The sequence below is a fragment of the Flexistipes sp. genome (assembly GCF_036172515.1).
In the GTDB taxonomy this organism is placed as follows: Bacteria; Chrysiogenota; Deferribacteres; order Deferribacterales; family Flexistipitaceae; genus Flexistipes.
This window is the reverse complement of sequence record NZ_JAXKVW010000002.1, coordinates 1-20416: the sequence shown is the minus strand read 5'-3', so window position 1 is coordinate 20416 and position 20416 is coordinate 1. Positions and strand designations below refer to the sequence as shown.

Annotated in this window: 18 protein-coding genes and 1 tRNA gene; 6 read left to right on the top strand and 13 right to left on the bottom strand. The window is 37.3% G+C overall.

Annotation, left to right across the window (positions count from 1 at the left end; translation table 11 throughout):
- Positions 1-49: 49 nt before the first annotated feature.
- The 6 genes from mqnC to UMU13_RS01790 form a co-directional block, all read right to left on the bottom strand.
- Entirely contained in the window at positions 50-1081 is a 1032-nt protein-coding gene (gene mqnC, locus UMU13_RS01815) for a cyclic dehypoxanthinyl futalosine synthase (RefSeq protein ID WP_328216702.1), read from the bottom strand.
- A 292-nt stretch (positions 1082-1373) separates the two neighbouring features.
- Complete coding sequence (locus tag UMU13_RS01810) at positions 1374-2351, bottom strand: dihydroorotate dehydrogenase-like protein (protein ID WP_328216701.1); 978 nt, start codon at positions 2349-2351, stop codon at positions 1374-1376.
- A 17-nt stretch (positions 2352-2368) separates the two neighbouring features.
- On the bottom strand, positions 2369-4513 hold the full coding sequence (locus UMU13_RS01805; protein ID WP_328216699.1) for a DNA translocase FtsK: 2145 nt from the start codon (positions 4511-4513) through the stop codon (positions 2369-2371).
- Positions 4504-5295, bottom strand: a complete 792-nt coding sequence (locus tag UMU13_RS01800) for an undecaprenyl-diphosphate phosphatase (RefSeq protein WP_328216697.1) — start codon at positions 5293-5295, stop codon at positions 4504-4506. Before UMU13_RS01800 ends, UMU13_RS01805 begins: the two co-directional genes overlap by 10 nt.
- On the bottom strand, positions 5286-6914 hold the full coding sequence (locus UMU13_RS01795) for a ribonuclease J (RefSeq protein WP_328216696.1): 1629 nt from the start codon (positions 6912-6914) through the stop codon (positions 5286-5288). The genes UMU13_RS01800 and UMU13_RS01795 overlap by 10 nt, the downstream gene beginning before the upstream one ends.
- Positions 6914-8593, bottom strand: a complete 1680-nt coding sequence (locus UMU13_RS01790) for an ABC1 kinase family protein (RefSeq protein ID WP_328216695.1) — start codon at positions 8591-8593, stop codon at positions 6914-6916. The genes UMU13_RS01795 and UMU13_RS01790 overlap by 1 nt, the downstream gene beginning before the upstream one ends.
- Positions 8594-8877: 284 nt before the next feature.
- Between UMU13_RS01790 and mltF the strand changes: the two genes are divergently transcribed.
- From mltF to UMU13_RS01770, 4 genes are all read left to right on the top strand, one after another.
- Positions 8878-10242: a membrane-bound lytic murein transglycosylase MltF gene (gene mltF / locus UMU13_RS01785; protein WP_328216693.1), complete on the top strand. Its 1365-nt coding sequence runs from the start codon at positions 8878-8880 to the stop codon at positions 10240-10242.
- A 106-nt stretch (positions 10243-10348) separates the two neighbouring features.
- Positions 10349-11668 carry a hypothetical protein gene (locus tag UMU13_RS01780; protein WP_328216692.1) on the top strand — a complete coding sequence of 440 codons (1320 nt, stop codon included), beginning with the start codon at positions 10349-10351 and terminating at the stop codon, positions 11666-11668.
- 214 nt (positions 11669-11882) lie between these two features.
- Positions 11883-12695, top strand: a complete 813-nt coding sequence (locus UMU13_RS01775; RefSeq protein ID WP_328216690.1) for an SDR family NAD(P)-dependent oxidoreductase — start codon at positions 11883-11885, stop codon at positions 12693-12695.
- Positions 12696-12705: 10 nt separating this feature from the next.
- On the top strand, positions 12706-12903 hold the full coding sequence (locus UMU13_RS01770) for a DUF1858 domain-containing protein (RefSeq protein ID WP_328216688.1): 198 nt from the start codon (positions 12706-12708) through the stop codon (positions 12901-12903).
- 1 nt (position 12904) lies between these two features.
- On the opposite strand, the gene rpe is transcribed toward UMU13_RS01770, so the two are convergent.
- Positions 12905-13543 (bottom strand): ribulose-phosphate 3-epimerase, encoded by a 639-nt coding sequence (gene rpe, locus UMU13_RS01765; RefSeq protein ID WP_328216687.1) that lies wholly within the window; start codon positions 13541-13543, stop codon positions 12905-12907.
- 855 nt (positions 13544-14398) lie between these two features.
- Here rpe and UMU13_RS01760 point away from each other — a divergent pair.
- Both UMU13_RS01760 and UMU13_RS01755 read left to right on the top strand, forming a co-directional pair.
- Positions 14399-14495, top strand: a tRNA-Sec gene (locus UMU13_RS01760).
- Between the two features lie 930 nt (positions 14496-15425).
- A complete protein-coding gene (locus tag UMU13_RS01755) occupies positions 15426-15644 on the top strand; it encodes an addiction module protein (RefSeq protein ID WP_328216685.1) in 219 nt (72 codons plus the stop codon).
- A 467-nt stretch (positions 15645-16111) separates the two neighbouring features.
- On the opposite strand, the gene UMU13_RS01750 is transcribed toward UMU13_RS01755, so the two are convergent.
- The 6 genes from UMU13_RS01750 to UMU13_RS01725 all read right to left on the bottom strand — a co-directional run.
- On the bottom strand, positions 16112-16633 hold the full coding sequence (locus UMU13_RS01750) for a hypothetical protein (RefSeq protein ID WP_328216683.1): 522 nt from the start codon (positions 16631-16633) through the stop codon (positions 16112-16114).
- 11 nt (positions 16634-16644) lie between these two features.
- Positions 16645-17970: an HD domain-containing protein gene (locus UMU13_RS01745; RefSeq protein ID WP_328216682.1), complete on the bottom strand. Its 1326-nt coding sequence runs from the start codon at positions 17968-17970 to the stop codon at positions 16645-16647.
- A 416-nt stretch (positions 17971-18386) separates the two neighbouring features.
- Positions 18387-18770, bottom strand: a complete 384-nt coding sequence (locus tag UMU13_RS01740) for a type II toxin-antitoxin system VapC family toxin (RefSeq protein WP_328216681.1) — start codon at positions 18768-18770, stop codon at positions 18387-18389.
- Positions 18770-19003, bottom strand: coding sequence for a type II toxin-antitoxin system Phd/YefM family antitoxin (locus UMU13_RS01735; protein WP_328216679.1), 234 nt, complete (start codon positions 19001-19003; stop codon positions 18770-18772). Before UMU13_RS01735 ends, UMU13_RS01740 begins: the two co-directional genes overlap by 1 nt.
- Positions 19004-19313: 310 nt before the next feature.
- Positions 19314-19538, bottom strand: a complete 225-nt coding sequence (locus UMU13_RS01730) for a type IV pilin protein (RefSeq protein WP_328216678.1) — start codon at positions 19536-19538, stop codon at positions 19314-19316.
- A gap of 279 nt (positions 19539-19817) precedes the next feature.
- Positions 19818-20416, bottom strand: a 599-nt coding sequence (locus UMU13_RS01725; RefSeq protein ID WP_328216676.1) for a hypothetical protein, incomplete at its 5' end; no start/stop codon positions are given.

Genomic DNA, 20416 nt, shown 5'->3' with positions numbered 1-20416 from the left:
TTAACATTAGCTTGATCTGCAAAATTGTCAATTTTATCAAACAATTTTTTCAATCAAATACCTTGATTATATTGTACTCCATGTCCCTCTGAGCCGGCACAAAACCGGCCTCTCTTATGTTATGCAGAATTGAGTCTATACTCATCGAGTATGTTGCACCGCATGCCGCCACAACATTTTCCTCTATCATAAGACTGCCAAAATCATTACCGCCGAAAAACAAGCCGGTTTGCCCTATCTTTTCACCCTGGGTAACCCAGGAAACCTGTATGTTACTAACATTATCCAGAAAAATCCTGCTTAGTGCCAAAACTTTCAAATAGTCGACAGCAGTTGAGTGTTCTTCATCCAGCTCCGTATTATCAGGCTGCAAAGGCCACGGAATAAAGGCGGTGAAACCGCCTGTTTCATCCTGCAGCTCTCTGATTTTTGAAAGGTGCTCAAGAATATTATCAACCGAATCACTTTTCTTAAACATCATTGTGGCAGAAGTCCTGAGTCCTGCTGAATGTGCTTTACGCATAATATCAAGCCACTGTTTCGAATTGATTTTATTCGGGCTTATCCGGGAGCGCTCAGTATCCACAAGAAGCTCCGCCCCGCCTCCCGGCATAGAATCGAGACCGGCAGCTTTTAATCGGGTAAATGTTTCTTCAATGGTAAGACTGCTCAGTTTTGCAATATGATCGATTTCAGGCGGAGAAAACCCGTGAATCCAGATATCAAAATTTTTCTTAATAAATCCCAGCAGTTCTTCGTAGTATTGAATATCAAGGCCGGGATGAAGTCCTCCCTGCAGAAGTATCTGTGTGCCGTCCAGAGCCGTGGTTTCTTCTATCTTTTTGGCGAGCTCATCCTGATCAATCAGATACGCGCCGTTTTCCTGTTTGTCTTTGTAAAATCCGCAGAATTTGCACTTGCATGTACAAATGTTAGTATAGTTAATATTTCTGTCTACCACAAAAGTTACATAATTGCCCGGATGCAGATGTTTCTTTTTTTCATTGGCAAGTCTGCCCAATTGAAGTATATCATTTCTTTCAAAAAGCCTTTTGGCTTCCTCTGCTGTAATCCTATCCAAACAAACCTCCGGTTAACCTATACAAAACTTGAGTTCAGTAAATAAATGTCGTTAAAAATTTACAGAAAGGAAAAAATAATCCATTTTCCCGCATAAAAAAATCTCGGTCTTCTCAAACATATTCCAGCCGGCGCAAACTTCTAACGTACACAGGATTATTATATTGTTTTTTATCCGTAATTAAAGTAAAAATTTACCTGAATCGTAATAATTATTAATCAGGGCAAATTTGGTGAGACCCCAAAATGTACGCAGAAAAAACCGTGATGCATTATTAGGGAAGTGGTGAATGTTAAACATTAACTCCGTAGCCGCCGGCTACTTTCATATATTGAGTACGCTCCAGAGCCCGGCGGTTTTCCAAACTCTTCACCATTTTACCGCGGATATCATCAAGAGAAGAATATCCGTTTTCATCCAGATAACGCTCTATTCCGGAAGCAATTTCCTGAAGGACTTTCTCCCCCTTTGTATACATGGCTGAAGCCACCTGTAACGTTTTAGCACCGGAGAGAATATGCTGAATAGCAGCATCCGCCGAATGGATACCCGTAGTGGCGGAGATATCAAGTTTTGTTTGTGGTGAAATTGTTCCCACCCATCTTAGTGCACTGTATGTTTCAGCTTCGGTGCTGAAAAATTCCACCGGTTTAAATTCAAGTTTTTCTATATCAATCCCGAGTCTGTAAAACCTGTTAAACATTACAACTGCGTCTGCCCCGCTTTTTTCAATCTCTGAAACAATACCGGGGATATTTGTAAAATACTGTCCTATTTTAGCGGCAACGGGTATCCCAACGACTTTTTTCACATTCGAAACTATTTGTGAATATTTCTTTTCTATTTCTGAAGGTTTTTCATCCTTATCAAATGGCAGGTAAGCTATATTGAGCTCAAGAGCATCGGCTCCGGCACTTTCCACTTCAGATGCAAAGTCAGTCCACCATTTGCCGCCCAGGCAATTGACACTTGCAATCACGGGAATGTCCACTTCCGCTTTGGCCTTTTCTATGAGTTTCAAATAGTTGCTTGTGCCGTACATAACAAAGGCATCCGAAATTTCATAGGCATATGCTTCCGGGTGATAGTCATCGCCGTAATCCTCATCATGTCTCAGCTCCTCTTCAAAAAGCGATTTAATCACCACAGCCGACGCTCCGGCTGATGCAAGTTTTCTAATCCCCTCAATGGATTTGCTCAGGGATGATGCCCCGGCAATTACAGGATGTTTCAGGTTAAGTCCCATATATTTTACTGACAAATCGGCCATATTTTCCTCCCGGATATTCAGTCCTTTATAATTACTTCCCTGGGTTTGGATGTACCGTCGCTCGGCGTAATCACCCCTTCTTTTTCCATAATTTCTATTATACGTGCAGCCCTGTTATAACCAATCCTCAAATATCTCTGAACCATCGATATGGATGCCGTACCTTTTTTCTGAATAAGATCAAGAGCTTCATAATACTTCTCATCCTTCTCCGTTTCATCGACACCACCGGCATCAGAGTCCTCTTCTTTTACCAGATCCATATTATATTCCGGAGTTCCCAGTTTTTTCAGGTAAGTCACAATATTGTTAACTTCCCATTCACTTACAAAACAGCCGTGAATGCGAACGGGATCGCTGTGCCCCGGCGGGATGAAAAGACTGTCACCTTTACCGAGAAGTGTTTCAGCACCGTTTTGATCCAGAATCGTTCTTGAGTCCGTTTTTGAAGAAACACGAAAAGAAAGCCGTGCGGGCATATTGGCTTTAATTATCCCGGTAATCACATTAACGGAAGGCCTCTGGGTGGCCAGTATCAGGTGAATTCCAACAGCTCTTGCCATTTGGGCAATCCTCATGATGGATTGCTCAACCTCTTTACCGGCAACAATCATTAAATCGGCAAACTCATCGACCACGACAACGAGATAAGGCATCTTTTCCATCTCAGAACTTTTCGAAGCTTTTTCATTATAGGAATCTATATTCCTGACTCTGTTATCAGCCAAAAGGGTATACCTGTTTTCCATCTCCTCCACAACATTCTTCAACACATTTGAGGCTTTCCTGGGATCGGTAACCACTGGTGCCGCCAAATGCGGGATATCTTCATATACACTCAACTCAACCATTTTAGGATCCACCATTACGAATTTTACATTCTCAGGGGAAGATTTATAAATTATCGAACATATTATCGTATTCACGGAAACAGATTTCCCGCTTCCCGTAGTGCCTGCTATCAGCAAATGGGGCATTTTTGTAAGATCGGTGATATACGGTTTGCCTGCAATATCTTTTCCGAGAATTATGGTAAGCTGTGATTCCGGCTTTGCAAAATCTTTCGTGTTTATCAGCTCCCTGAGAGAAACTGCGGCTCTCCTTTTGTTCGGCAGTTCAATCCCCACAACCGACTTACCTGGTATCGGTGCTATTATGCGCACACTTACCGCACTCATGGCCAAAGCCAGATCATTCTCAAGATTGGATATCTTATTTACCTTTACCCCCGGGGCAGGCTCAAATTCATAGAGAGTAACAACAGGACCGGGCTTTATTTCCCTGATATGTCCGTTAACACCGAAATCATGAAGTTTTTCTTCCAGAATCTTACCCTTTTGCCTCAATTCTGCCTCGGATTCCGCAAAACTGATTTTTTCAGATTCTTCCAGCAAATTTAAAGGTATACTGTATCTTGCTTTTTTCACATTCTCAGGCTCAAATGTATCCGAAACCTTTACGTCTTCATCTTCGGATTCAGCATCAGCAGCAGGTGTTTTTTGAGATTTATCCGCTTTCTTATTGTTCTTTTTCGATGATTTTTTTGAAGGTCGTTCTTTTGTAGTTTTTGGGGTTTTTGATTTTTTAAGATTGAATTTAATATGCGGTTTCATCTGCCTTATATTAAAATTTGTAAAATTAATCCTTACAAAAAGAAAAACAGAAGAGAGTACCACAAATAAAGAGAGTATTATTCCGCCGATGTCCCCGATCAGTGAAGCAAGGAAATCTCTGGAAACAAGGCCTATGACGCCCCCTCCGTATTTCAGGTGAAAATAAAAATCATCAACACCTGTAAAGCCGGTAAAAAGGCTCATACCTGCCAAAATAAGAAAAAACAGCAGGGCATTGAGGTATATAATGCCTTTGCTGTGCTTACCCTTTTTTACGAAATAGATATTAAAGGTCAGAAATAAAAACATTAAAGGCAGAAAAAGTGAGGACCATCCGAAAATAGTACCGAAAAAATCAGCGGAATAGGCTCCGAGCTTGCCGAAATAATTGTGCACTTCCGATTTGTAGTCGGTAAAAACAATATTGGAAAATGAAGGATCATCGGGGGAATAGGAATAAATGGATAAGGCAAGAAATATACTGATAAACAAAAAAATCAGAAAAAGAACATCATAAGTCTTTTCATTATAATTTTTCTCTACAGCCATATTATTGTTATAATCCCGAGAATTAAACAGTAAATTGCAAAATAGGCCAGTCTGGCCTTTTTAACAAGCTTCATCATCAGAAAGATAGCAAACAAACCGCTGAAAAAAGCAGCCACCATCGCCGTTAAGTAAGGAAATATCATCAGCGAATCCAGTGAATTCAAATGTTTTGCCTGAAGAATTGTGGCACCGAAAACAGCGGGCAGAGCCATAATAAATGAAAATTCTGCTGCCTCTTGTCTTTTGATATTCAGAAACAGCGCCACTGCAATGGTTGAGCCCGACCGTGAAATTCCCGGAATAACGGCAATACCCTGCATAATACCCACCAGCAGCGACTTGGGAGTGTTTATATCCCCTCTGGCGGTAACCCTGTCTGAAAATACAAGGAGAAGAGACGTAAAAATAAGAGCATAACCCACATAAGTGGTTGAGGAAAAAAGTACTTCTGAAATTCTTTCAAGATACAAACCGATTATTGCAGTGGGAATCGAAGCGACAATAACCCCCCACAGCATATTTCTGTTTTCAAAATAAGTGACACGGTATTTAAGAACAACAAAACCTATCAATGCCTTTAAAAGCTTAAATATTTTTTTGCGAAAATAAATAAGAACGGCACAAAATGTTGCGAAATGAACCAAAACATCAAACAGAAGCCCCGGCTGCTGAAAATCTTTAATAAGAGACTGTGCTATCACAAGGTGCCCCGAACTGCTCACCGGCAGAAACTCGGTCAAACCCTGCAGGACCCCCAACATAATATACTGGATCAGTTCCATTTTTCCCCCCGGATAAAAACCTTAATAACCGGCCTTCTGTCCATATTCTTTTTGAAAAATGTCTTGGTAAGTTTCATTGCCATTTCGGCAAGTTTGTTTTTATCATCTTTTATAACATCATTCAATAATATTAGATTCTCGCTCAAAAACTTTCTTAGCCTGAAAAAGGAATTATTACTGAGAACAAAACCGGTAGTATCTATATGAACCTTTTCATCAACAGAATAAGCGTTAATTATCACAACACCGTCCCTTGCCATTTGCCGTCTTTCTTTCAGCTGCTCTTCACTGAAAAGAAAATCTCCCCTCGTATCCACATACCGCTTTTCAATCTCAACCTCTTCGGTAAAAACATTTTTTTTGTCATCACTGAAAACCAGCTTTTCTCCTGTAATTGCAAATATACATTCTTCTGCAAGATTATCTTCCATTACCATTTTGCACACCGCCTTTTGATGACGGAATTCTCCGTGTACAGGGATAACCTTTTTCGGTCTTACAAGTGAGATAAATTCCTTTATATCTTCTCTTCCTGCATGTCCTGACGCATGGATCCCTCCTTCATCCATATCCACAACATATCCTCCGTAAAAAGCAACCTGGTTCATAAGAGCGTTCAGATTTTTCTCATTGCCCGGTATCACTCTGGAAGAAATAACAACCGTATCACCTTCCTGAATCTGCAATTTTTTCCGCTCCCTGGAAACAATTTTAAAAAGACTGCTTCCAGCTTCCCCCTGGCAGCCGGATACAATGTAGCAGATTCTGTCATCAGGAAGATCCTTTGCCTCAGACAGCTTAACCACTGTATCTTCAGGAAAAGGCAGATACCCGGCTTCATTCCCGAGAAGTGTATTTTTTAAAATCGATCGCCCCTCAAAGACAACTTTTCTGTCGAGCTGCCTGCAAACTTCCAGTACCTGTTTTATTCTGTCGATATTGGATGAGAATGTAGTAAAAAATATCCTTGCTTTTATTCCGCGGAAAATCTCAAGCAGGTTATTCTTTAAACTGCTTTCTGACACAGTTTTCCCTTTTTCAAATACATTTGTGGAATCTATTAAAACAGCATCTATACCTTTACTGCCGATTTTTTTATAAAGCTTTCTGTTAAAAGGCTCACCGCTTACCGGAGTATCATCTATTTTAAAATCTGAGCAGTGCAGAAAGGAAAAATCATTTGAACTGAGAAGTACACTGTACGTTTCCGGAATGGAATGATTGACAGGGTTAAAGCTGACAGTAAAATCACCGACTTTGAAAGAATCCCCCGGCGTAATTGCATTTAAATCACCTTTAATTTTATGCTCACCGAGCTTTGCCTTTAAAAACTTAAGTGTCAATTCCCCGCTGTAAACAGGTATATTAAAGTCTTTAAGCAGGTAAGGTACACCGCCTATATGATCCTCGTGTCCGTGGGAAAGCAGGAGGGCTTTCAGTTTTTCTCTTTTTTTGTAAAGATATCTGAAATCCGGAATGATATAATCCACCCCCGGACAGGAATAATCGGCGAACATAACACCACAGTCCACTATGAGTGCTGTATCTGAGGACTCGTACAAATACATATTCATGCCGATAACCCCGGCTCCGCCCAAAAAAGTTACATCAAAAGACATTACAGTTTCCCCGACTTGAAAATTCCGATGGCCAGTCCCAATCCGAGAAAGGAAGCGATAACAAAACCGAAGAGCCCGAGAAACGGAATATCCAGTATTTTGGGACCAACATCCGCCAGGATAAAAAGGGAAGATGACAAAACAATCGCGGCAATAATAATACTGAAGGAAAGTCTGTTTGCCGACCTGTCCATTTCCCTGGACATAACATCCAGATTTCTGTGTATAAAATTAATACTCAGGTCGTCTTCTTTAAGTTTGTCCACAAGAATTTTATAGTCCTTGGGCGCCCTTCTCAAAACATCGCTGTAATTTGAGGAGATTTCCCTGAAGTCATTGAACAGATATGAGGGGCTGTATTTTTTCAGCAGAATCTTTTTCGCATACGGTTCGGCAAAATTCAGAAAATTAAAGTCCGGATTAAGTTTTCGTCCTGTGGATTCGAGAAATGAAAACGTTTTAAAAATTAAAAGATAATCGATAGGAAATTTAAAATAATGTTTTCTGCCGATATCTATTATATCATTTAACAGCAGCACAACGTCTACATTGCCAATATTCTGACCGTAAACAGGAAGTATAACGTCCATCATATCCCTTTGGATTTTTCTCAAGTCGGCGTCTCTGTCGATAAGCCCGAATGAAACCATCTCCTCTATAATGGATTCAATATCGAAATTGATAAGACCAAGGAAAACAGCACTCAGGTGCTCAAGAAGCTTCCTGTCAACTTTTCCTATTATACCGAAATCAAGAATTGCAGTCTCACCTTTGTCCGTTACCAGAAAATTCCCCGGGTGCGGATCGGCATGAAAGAACCCGAATTCAAAAACCTGTTTCAGGTAAAAATCAACGCCTGTTTCCGACAGTTTGACCATATCAATATCTTTCTCTTCAAGCTCCTTAATATTGTCAATAGGTATACCTTTGACAAATTCCATGGTAAGTACATCCATATCCGTATATTCCCACATAACCTGTGGAATAAGGATATTGTCATTTTTTGAAAAATAGTCTCTGAATTTCTCCATATAATTGGCTTCAAGTACAAAATTCAGTTCTTTATTCAGCTGATCGGCAAATTCCTGTGTAACTTCGAGAAGCTGTATGTTTTTTGCCTCTTGATTGTATTTTTCTGCCACACCTGCCAAAAATATAAGAATAGCCAGGTCGTGCTCTATCTTCGTTTCTATTCCGGGTCTTTTTACCTTTACAGCCACTTCGGTGCCGTCGTGGAGAACACCTTTGTGCACCTGTGCTATTGAAGCAGAGGCGACGGGTTCTCTGGAAAATTCCTTAAACATAGACGAAAGTTTTTTACCTAAGTTTGATTCAACTTGCCTGACAGCTTCACTGTACTTGAACGGCAGTACTTCATCCTGCAGCTTTTCCAGTTCTTTGGTAAACTTCTCAGGGAAAATATCCCCTCTTGTACTGAGAAATTGCCCCACTTTTACAAAAGTGGGCCCCAGGCTTTCCAGCAGTTTTCTGAAACGTACCTCTTCCGGCAGTTTTTCAATATCTTTAGCTTTGCCCAGAGTAACTATTTTTTTCCCGTAACCTATTAAAGATGACAGGTTGGTTTCATCCAGAAAACGTCCGAAACCGTAATAAACCACCTGGGAAAATATCTCCCTCACTCTACCAAGATTTCTGAAGGTCTTTTTTATTGTCCACATATGTCTAATCTCTTTTATTATTTTACTGATGGCTATATTGAAAAGTTATCATGTTTTTCTCTTTTGAACAACAGAACTTTTAACAGGCATCCTATCTATCTCCCTACTTCACTACTTCACCACTTCACTCTCTCCCCCCTCACTCTCTCACCAACAAATATAAGAGTGGCAAAAAAGATAAAATTTGCATTTTTTCCTTTCAGAGGCTAATCTTATTAGGTAGGCAGAGGTTGTGATACCTCACTTTTTTTGTACAGGGCTTTACCAAACGAATGGAGATAATAATGAGCATTAGAAAACATAAAGAGCTGCTTATAATCGCGATACTGTCTGTGTTCTATATTTTTTTCCATATTATTGCTGAGCCTGCAAGCAAGGGAACCCTGGAAGATATAAAAGAAAAAGGCAAAATAACCGTTATCATGACCAACAATGCTAATGTTTATTACAGTTACCGGGATGAATATATGGGTTTTGAATACGACCTTGTAAAAAAGTTCGCAGAGTTTCTCGGGGTAAAATTAGACGTTATAACACCCGGGTGGGACGAAATGTTCCAGGCACTCAATTCTGGTGAAGGAGACATGATTGCAGCGGGAGTCACCATAACAAAGCCAAGAAAAAAGCTGGCCGATTTTTCAGAAGGATATCTGGAAGTACAGCAGCAGGTCATTATTCATAAAAACAATGACTCCATTGACAAAATCAAAGATTTAAAAGGCAAAAAGATTCACATACGACCTCAGACATCGTACGAACAGCGCCTTGAAGAATTAAAAAGCAATGGTCTTAATATTGATATCGTATTTCATGAAAATATGCCTACAGAGGAACTTATCCGTATGGTAGCTGAAAAAGAAATAGAAGTAACTGTAGCTGATTCAAACATTGCAAGACTTAATCAACGCTATTATCCCGATATCAGGATAGCTTTTCCCATATCTGAGTCCCAGCAGTTAGGCTGGGCGGTGAGAAACAACAGCGACAAACTGCGGGAAAAAATCAATGAATTTTTTCATAAAATAGAAAAAAACGGGACATTCAGTCAGATTTATGAGCGTTATTACAGGAATGTTTCTATATTTGATTACGTGGATATCAAAACATTTCACAGAAGATTGAAAACAAGGCTTCCCAAATACAAAGATATTATCAAAAAAGCTGCGGAAAAACACGGATTCGACTGGCGTCTGATTGCAGCAATGGTTTATCAGGAATCCCACTTCAATCCCTATGCCAGAAGTTATACAGGTGTGCGGGGCTTGATGCAGGTTACACAAAGAACTGCCCGAGAGATGGGAATTAACAACAGGATGAAACCGGCACAAAGTGTGAAAGCCGGAGTAGGATATCTGGCAAAAATATATCATCGCTTTGATGAAATTAAGGACCCGGAAACAAAAATGCTGTTTGCACTTGCCAGCTACAATGTTGGTTACGGTCACGTAAGAGATGCCCAGGATATATGCAGGAAAAAAGGGTGGGGCCCTGAGAAATGGTCATCCCTGAAAAAAGCTCTGCCGCTTTTAAGAGAGAGAAAATATTACAAAAATACAACGTATGGATATGCACGGGGAACAGAGCCGGTAAGATATGTCAGACGTATTATGAGTTATTACGATATTATCAAACAAAAAGCCCACGAATAACTTCACCTTCAAAAACATCCCCATCACCCATCACGCTTTACGCATCACTCATCGCGGTATTTTTTCCCTTTATTTTTAAGTTAATTTGACATATATAAGCCGTCTTATGTCACAATCTCAAACTGAACTTAAATACAGCAGAATTTTTGTCTTCTGGTACCCGCTGGCACTGACCTGGATAATGATGTCCATCGAAGGTCCTTTTCTGGCTGCAGTTATAGCAAGAATGGGCGAAGTAAAGCTCAACCTTGCTGCATACGGGATTGCTTACTCTTTCGGTCTCGTTGTTGAGGCACCGATAATTATGCTGATGAGCGCTTCCACAACATTGGTTAAAAATGAATTCACATACAGCAAACTCAAAAATTTTACTATCTATATCAATTTATTTGTCACACTTTTCATTGTCATCCTTATCATTCCTCCTGTTTTTGATTTTGTGGCTTATAAAATTCTTCAAATCCCTGATAAAATAGCTGAAATTACCCATCTTGCCACCGTTTTTCTGATTCCCTGGCCTGCTGCCATCGGATTCAGAAGGTTTTATCAGGGCATCCTGATACGGTCGGGATTAACAAGGGTTGTAGCTTATACAACGGTTTTCAGGCTCGTTTTCATGGGCATTACCGCAATCACTCTCTTTAATATCACAAACCTTAAGGGAGCTTATGTCGGGACAATTGCTCTAAGTACAGGTGTAATAGCTGAAGCTTTGGCAGCCTATTTTCTTGCACAAAGCTCTATATCCGAAGTTAGACTGAACGATAACACCATAGACAACGACCTCACATACAATAAAATTACAAAATTTTATGTACCCCTTGCACTTACACCTTTCATAGCACTTTCCGCCCAGCCAATAGTAACACTTTTTCTGGCAAAGAGCGTCCGCCCTATTGACTCACTTGCGGTAATGCCTGTGGTTCATTCCCTTACATTTATTTTCAGAAGTATGGGGCTCTCATATCAGGAAGTAGCCATAACCTTTCTGAATGAGAATGCTAAAGCATATTACAAAAAAGTACGCAATTTTGCATTTATGATTGCCTTTGGCTCAACATCGGCAGTTTTTCTGCTAACCGCAACCCCACTTGCTGACCTCTGGTTTATAAAAGTTTCCGCACTCACACCCGATTTGGCAGATTTCGCAATAATTCCCGCAATGATAATGTCTCTTTTGCCTGCTCTGACAGTGTTTATATCTTTTGAAAGATCTGTACTAGTCAAGGATAAAATAACCACCCCCATTTCTGTGGCGACACTGATCGAGGTTATGGTTATTATAACTTCTCTTTTTTGCTTTATCAGTTTTTCAGCAATCCCCGGTGCCATTGTCGCCGCCATCTCTTTCGTTATAGGCAGACTTTTTTCCAATACCTTCCTTTATCCGATTATGAATAAATCAATAAACAGACTGATTGCCTGAATGGGACTTTTGAATAATTTTTTCTTATAAATTTTACCACCCCTTAATTCCCTCTTAACTCTTTGATAGGAGAGGAGATAAAACTCCTCCCCTAATTTAGGGGAGGTTGGGTGGGGTACTTATTCAAAAGTATAGAATTAAGCAATAAAACCCTTTAAGCATGTGAAAAATTGTATTAATTTAGTTGTAAAAGAATTCCGGCAGGAGGGCGATAATGGAAAGAAAACCTGTTATACTTTTAACCGGGGCAACAGACGGCATCGGCAAACAAACGGCTAAAGAACTGGCTGAAAAAGATTATACACTGATAATTCACGGAAGAAACACCGGAAAGGTTCAGGATACAGTTATAGAGCTGGAAAATATTAATAAAAACAGTGAATTTTACGGTTTTGTTGCAGACTATGCAAATCTAAGTGATGTGAACAAATTTGCCGAAGAGGTTAAAAAGCAGTTCAAAAAGCTGGATATTTTAATAAATAATGCGGGCATATACTCAAGTGAATATAAAAAATCCGCAGATGGATATGAAATAACATACCAGGTCAACCACCTGGCACCCGTTCTGCTCACATTAAAACTTCTTGAAAATATAAAGCACAGCCAAAAGAAGAAAATTGTAAATGTCGCTTCGATGGCTCACGCTTCTGACATTGATCTTGAAGAAGTCAAAAAAGGTGGAGAGCACGCCGGTTACGAAGCTTATTCAATGTCCAAATTATGCAACATTCTGTTTACCAAAAAACTTGCGGCTATTACCCGCCCCGACGGAATTACAGTCAACTGCCTGCATCCCGGCGTAATAAATACAAAAATACTTAAAGAAGGATGGGGTGCTTTCGGAGCCGATGTTAAAAAAGGTGCAAACAATATCCTCTATGCAGTGGAATCGGAAGAGTCTGAACAGGTTTCCGGTGCATATTTTATGGATAAAAAAGCCATAGCACCGGCACAGATTGCTTTTGATGAAAAAGTTCAGGATGAGCTGTGGAAAATAAACCTGGATCAGTTAAAAAGTTTTCTGTAAAGGGTAAAAAATGATAACTAAAGAAACGACAATTGAAGATTTGGTGGAGATAAAGGATGAAGCCGTCCAGTATCTAAAAAATAAGGGGATAAGGTGCATTTTGTGCGGTGAGCCGATATGGGGTACTATAGAGGAAGCTGCAAAAGAAAAAGGATTCTCCGACGAAGAAATATCAGAAATCGTTATAGAGTTGAACAACCTGAAATAATTTACTTAAGCGAGTCTATGGCCTTTTTATAGTCATCTGATCCAAATATATAACTTCCTGCAACTGCAACATTACAACCGGCTTCTTCCAGCATATTTATGTTCTTGCCACTTAACCCGCCGTCCACCTGGATAAGCAGTTCAGGATTAGCTTTATCCGCTAAACCCCGAAGCTTCTTTATTTTATCTACCGAGGTTTCGATAAATTTCTGACCGCCGAAACCGGGGTTAACACTCATTATCAGAACCATATCAATATACGGCAAAATTTCTTCCAGCACACTAACAGGAGTACCCGGGTTGATTGATACACCGGCTTTACAGCCAAGGCTTTTAATCAATGTAATGAGTCTGTGGATATGAACCGTTGCCTCCTGATGCACTGTGATAAAATCTGCACCGGCATTTGCAAATTCCTTCACAAACTTTTCCGGGTTTTCTATCATAAGATGCACATCAAAAATTTTATCTGAATACTTTCTCAGCGATTTGACAACCATAGGGCCGATAGTAATATTAGGAACAAAATGACCGTCCATCACATCAAAATGAATCCAGTCAGCGCCTGCATTATCAACTGCTTCAACCTCTTTCTGAAGATTGGCAAAATCGGCACTTAAAAGAGAAGGAGCAACCAGCATAAACAAACCTCCGGTTTTTGTTTGAAAACTTTGAACAATTGAACCGTTATAAGCTTTACCCCCTTAGCCATCCAAACTCTTTAGTATTAAGTGAGTTCAGTTTCTCTCCTCCTATCAAAGAGTTAGGAGGGGATTAAGGGGTGGTAAAATTTATAAAAATACATTATCCAAAAATCTCGCGTTTTGATTATTTAGACAGAATCTGGCGATTTGTCAATTAAACAAATTTTGGCAACCTTTCAAAATTATACATCCGAGGCCTTTGAGTAAGCATTCCGCTTAACCGCACTTAATGCGTTAAGTGCGCAGTTAGGAAGGGCGCAAAGAGTGGTAAAATTTATAAGAATACATTCTTCAAATGTCTCAAAAAATGAAAAAACACAAAGAAATGTCACCTCGACCGCAGCGGAGAGGTCTGGGTCTGCATAAGCAGAAACGCAAATATATTTGATTTAGTAAAAAAATACCCCCTCTCGGTCTCCCTATAAATTAATGGGAGAAATCAGTTCCTTCCCCTATCTTAGGGGAAGGCTAAGATGGGGTAAGCAGATATGCAGATATTGTCATAGCTCTAAAAAATGGGAGGACGCCAAGATTTCTATGTTTATATGCTAATAATTTATTCGTTTAAGCTTATTCAAAAAAATGGAGGGTGCCAAAACAAATTCTCGTTTGTCTTGATGAATTTTTTAATATATGTATATTCATATTGCATTACGGGACCTTTGAATAAGTACCCCACCCAACCTCCCCTAAATTAGGGGAGGAGTTTTATCTCCCCTCCTATCAAAGAGTTAGGAGGGGATTAAGGGGTGGTAAAATTTATAAGAATACATTATTCAAAGGTCTTGTTACGGGAGTGGTTGGGCAGCTGGTGCGCCCCGCGGCCTTCAAAGCCGACTGTCCCGCCTGTTAGGCGGGAGGTAGGTTCGATTCCTACACACTCCCGCCAAATTTATCCTTGTTATCAGTAACTTAACTTTTCAGAAAAAGCCAGTGTGATAAAATTGTGATAATTTCTACGCAAAGATAAACTTATCCATCTCATTTTTTTCACCATTTATTAACGAAATAATCCTGCCGTAAGTCTTATAAATCATTTGGTGGGAGCTGTGTCCTAACTGTCTGGCAACAAAGTTTATATCAGTTGTACTTTGCAATGTGAATATTCCGTCTTGATAGAGCCAGGTGTCCGTTATGAATTGAGCCACCTTTCCGGAACTGAGAGCCAATAAATTCTGATAGCAAAACCAGCACCAGTGAAAATTTATTCTATCAATTTATTCAATTATTTCATGCAACTTTCGGGAATTCCTCTTGCAACTTTGTCCATTTTTAGTATGTAACAAATATCTATCAAAAAATATGGAAGAGAAATTGGTAAAAACGGTGATTATTTAATGAGCAAAGAAATCGGATGACAGAATTAGGTCATATATTAGCAGCCTCCCAAAATTTTTGTACTTGTGCAATTTGACAATACTTTATCTAAATATCGGGATTTTCATGCATGAAGATATCCCAATATTAAGCACAGTTGTATATTTATTCGTTATGTCGTTTCATATGGTAGAGATTTCTCACTTTGTTCGAAAGAATGCCTGCGGCTAGCACCAGTCTTTTAGACTGGTAAATATGTTTACATTCTATTTATCCGCCCAAGGCGGATGCTAGACAGCATTTTGTCATCCCTCGCCCTGTTGAATGCCGAAGGCAAATAGCAAAGCTATTATTCAACAGGGCAAGCGAAGCCGAGGGATCTCTATCTATGTACTAACAATATCTGCGTATTGCCATAGCTTTAAAAAATGGGGGGGTGCCAAGTCATATAATTTTGACATAATTTGATCTGGATGCTATATTAAAGGAAAAGGTAAGTATAATGCAAAAAAATATTAACTTAGAAGAGTTTTCGAAAGACGAAAAAATCAGATTAATGGAAGCAATTTGGGAAGATCTCTCGAAGAACGAAGAAAATTTATCGTCCCCGAATTGGCATAAAAAAGCTCTTTCTGAGACTGAGAACAGACTTAAAAATAACGAAGAAAGTGTAAAAGACTGGCATACAGCAAAAAAAGAACTTCTAAAAAGGTTTGAATGAAATTGAAAATACTTTCTTCAACCATTGAAGATTTAGCAGAGTGTAATTCTGGTATATAGGGTACTTGATTTAAGAATGAACCCAAAAAAAATTGAGGAATCGTTAAAATAGAAACAGATATTTTTTTTAACTTATTATTTAAGAAGTAAACTTTTTAACGATAAAGTTTTACAAGGGCTTGGTGGTGCTCAATTACCAAGAGTTTCTTGGAACTATTTATCCAAAATTCAAGTGCCTTTACCATCTATACAAGTCCAAGAACTAATCGTAAAAGAAATTGAAGCCGAACAGCAAATTGTTAATTCAAACAAAAAACTAATTGAAAAAATGGAAACGAAAATTGAAGTAAAATCTCCGAAGTCTGGGGCGATGAAAATTAGTTTTTAATGGGATATATACAGAAGAAACTAAACTCTCTCGTTTTTCTGACCATACTAATATTTCCACAATTTTTTGCAACTATGATCTTACAACTCAGACTTCCCCTTATTTAAAAAATATTGCACTTTCTGATATGCATTTTCTAAATCTTCTTCGGTGAATTTATCACCTTTCCAACTCTTAAACTCTTTAAAAACATTATCTTTACAGGTTTCATCACCTAACTCCTCTAATGCCATTTTACAATAAAGCATCGTACCCAATAGTTCCATCTTATTGAAACTATGATCAAAATTAAAAATTTCTTTTTCCAGAAAAGTTAATCTATTATCTAATTTTTCATCTTTTTCTCTAATAGGCTCTGTGTTATCTTTAAATAAGATGCTATTGCCTTCAATATCGATAAAACCTTCTTGCTCTAAAAATTGAATCTCACTAGCAAGGCCATGACTAAAAGGTCCATACTTATAACCTTCAAAAGTATATTGACAAGGTTCACCTAGTTCCTGAAGAAAAAAAGTTATTTTTTGTAAAACAATTTTTGTGATATCATTATTAAGGTCGTTAAGTCTTTTTATTAACCCTAAGAGCCATTCACGATTTGACATAAATTTCCTCCTTATAGATTTCCCTTTATTTTTTTGTGCCGTTCTTTTAAGTTTTTATATATTTTTTCGGCTTCTCCCTTTTTTTCCGATACAATGTAAACCCTATAAATTACAATAGGTTCCTTCAAGCTTTTCAAAATTGCAGATAAATCAAGCAAGTCATATTCCTTACCATCTTTAATAACTACATAGTCCGTTTCTTCTTTCTCATCACTTTGTTTAATCAACTTATGAATTTTTATAGTTTCTTTAAACTTAAAATAATCCTCATTTTCTTTAAAACCTTTTTCTTTTAACTCTTGAATAAATTCACCGTATTCATTTGCATATTCTTTTTCTTCTGCTTTTACTTCTAAATCAAATACAGCATGAAGTTTATTTTCACCACGCATTAAAGTCTTGGCAAACTTATCTCCTTCTTTATACTTCCTTTTAATGATTTCAAAAACATAATTGTCGTCAAAAAAGAAAAATTGCTCAAAGTCCATTTTTAATTTACCGTCTTCAATAACAATCCCGCAATCTATCTCTTCTTTATATTTTTCGATAAATTTTTTAAGAACTATATCGTAACCTTTTCTTGTTCTATGAAAAGGTACTTGCATATTATAATAGTACCTAGCTAGCAAAAGCGATTCCACTGAATGGATATTACCGTACTTTATGGTAAAATCTTTAGTCTTCTTTGAAAAATCAAAACTACTTATAAATCTTTGGAAATCATATAACCCATATTTAACCCCACACATATAAGAATCGCGTAGCAAGTAATCCGCTCTATCAGCATCAAATGAATCAGAAAGAATTTTTTTTAAAATCCTATACTCACTTGTTAATTTGCCTTTGAAAAGATTTGCTATAACTTCAGGCTTTATGTTATTCTTTTTAAAAATACTCAAAAAAGGTTTATAATCTAATACAATATGCTTACTTACATCTTCATGGGTAGTACCTTCATCCAAAAATATATCTTCAGTAGCATGAGAAAAGGGCATGTGTCCAATATCATGTAAAAGAGCAGCAAAACGTAACTCTTTAAAAAGATTTACAGTATCGCCCATCACCTCATTTAAACTATTATAGTTATTACGATACAACTCAAGAAATATATTAGTAGCAGATTGTAAAACACCCAAAGAATGTGGAAATCTTGTGTTTTCTGCTGCAGGATAAACATATTTAGTTAAAGCTAATTGATGAATACGTCTCAGCCTTTGAAAAAGTTCTGAATCCACAATCTTCAGCTCATCTTCTGTTAACCAGATAAAACCATATATAGGATCTCGGAATCTATGTTTAACGTCTATTTCTCCAAGAAGATCTGAATATTTTACCAAGCTTCAAAAACCCCCTTTAGAATTAAGTATAGCATTTCACAATTTCAAAAGCAAACTTACAGCAAAATTTTTACTCTATTTTTAAGACACGCAACCTTTATTTTTTATCTTAAAAGTATTCTATTTTAAATAGCTTATCGTTATTTATGAAAACAAAACATAAACTTTCTTTGTATTAATTTTGGCCTCTGGGCAGTTAACTTTTTTTTAATTAGATTTAAGTGATAAAAGTGTGATAAATTTTAATTATAATCTGTTATAAATGATTATAAAGTGACTTTTAAAAATAATCACAACCATAATCACTTATACTTTTTTCTCTTTATTTATAACACTTTACGCTAAGTTCGATTCCTACACACTCCCGCCAATTTTCCATCGCAGCTGGCCCTATGAATAAGGTTTAAAGCTATACTTTATTCATCAGGTCTGAATACTTTAATCTGCAAATTTTTCAACGGTTTGTAATGTTCATCATTACCGGTTATAAGAGGTAAACCATATACAATGGCGGTTGATGCTATTAAAGAGTCAGCAATTTCAACTGAGTTACTTAGATAGAATTCTTCAATAAAAAATACAGCTTTCGCTGAAATTTCTTCAGTTATATATATTATTTCTGTGCCCCAGTTATGCAGACTTTTTCTAAAAAGATTAAGCTCTTTTTTGTTTCTCATTCCCTGAACCAGTTCCATATAAGTTATTGAAGAAATAAAAAAATTATCCAAACTTTCTATTAAATCATATGCCCGGGTGTTTCCTCTCAAATACCAAATAATTACATCAGTATCCACAAGCATTAAAATCTACCTTTTCTTAAATTTCTTACGTAGTTTTCAACATTTTTTACTTTATCGTTATCTTTCCAAATTCCAAAAAGCTCATTTCCACTGTTTGTTTGTTTTGGTTTTTCAAACTTAACCAGCTTTGCACATGGTTTTCCTCTATATGTAATGGTAATTTCTTCACCCCTTTTTACTGTTTCCAAAAGTTCTTTTGAGTAAAATCTCAAATCTTTAGCAGTAGCTTCCATAGTTTTAATCCTCATACAGTTTACACTTAAAAGTATAAACTATGCTGATGTTTTGTCAATATTCGCTTAATGTACTTTTGTATATTTTAATAAGCAGGTACGCAGATATATTTGATATAACAAAGAAATACCCCCTCTCGATCTTCCCCTAATTTAGAGGGAGAAACCAGTTCCTTCCCCTGCCTTAGGGGAAGAATGAACCCAAAAAAATTGAGGAATCGCTAAAATAGAGCCAGATATTTTTACTATAAGTGCTTAATATCCACTATTGATATTCTCACACTTCGTAAGTGTGAGATTGGTTCATACTTTAATCGGCGGGATACGTTCCATGCTCTAAATAATAAGCCTCAAGGTGTGATTTGGCATTTCTCAAATCACTTTGAGCTGCAGAATTAAAGGCGCTAATCCTGTAACTTGCAAACTGCGGAATAGCAATAACTGCCAAAATGCCTATAATAACAATAACCGTAAGCACTTCAATCAGTGTAAAACCCTCTCGTTCGTTAGCGATAATTATGGTATCTTTTTTCATAAGTCACCTGCTTTAGTAAAATAAAAAGAAGCCTATTTAATTATATCAGTTTCAAAAAATAAAAACTCAGCTATTCTGTGAAATCAAATATTACGTTGTGACAATCAAAAATAACAAAAAAAGAGAGATTGCATCGTTTCCGCCCCCATGAGTGTTGAACATTCTGAAGCATTTTTTTTGCAAGTGGAAATTCCCTATTTTTGGGAAAAAGTTTTCCCTACCTCGTTGAGGAATTTTTTTTGTTAAGTATTATTCATCTGTCTCTATTTCCACTAACACTTATTTTTTGCCTTCTTTAATTGCCTCCATAGTTTTCTGCATTTTATCTAAAAGATTTTTTCTATCTTCTTCAGATAAAAGAAAATTCTCAATTGGCTTTCCAGTTACCTCAGAAGCTTTTTTCATATTTACATAATGCAATAGCGTCCATAACTTCTCATAGTCAGGTTTTAAATCTATGCCTTTTTTAATTGTATCAACAATGCCATCATAATCAGATAGAAAGTTATCTGTACTATAAATCATATTCCATGCTTTGGAATAATATGTTAAGTGTGATTTTTGAAATTTTAAAGCATCCTGGACATTCTCTTCAAGCATTTTTGCTATGTCATCGTCTTTGTTATATGTTGCATAATACACAAGATCTTTATTTGCATATGAATATATAAATTTGTTTTTTTCTTCCATTTCATTAACATTCTGAATAAAATTGTCAGTAACACCAAATTGTTTCACAAGTTTAATATCATTGTAAATTTTTTCATCATAATAATAATTACGAACCACAACAAATAAACTGAAAAAAAGTAGTAAAACCACCCCAATATTTATATAAACATTTTTATTACTGCTACTAATGCCTTTCGGTATTAATA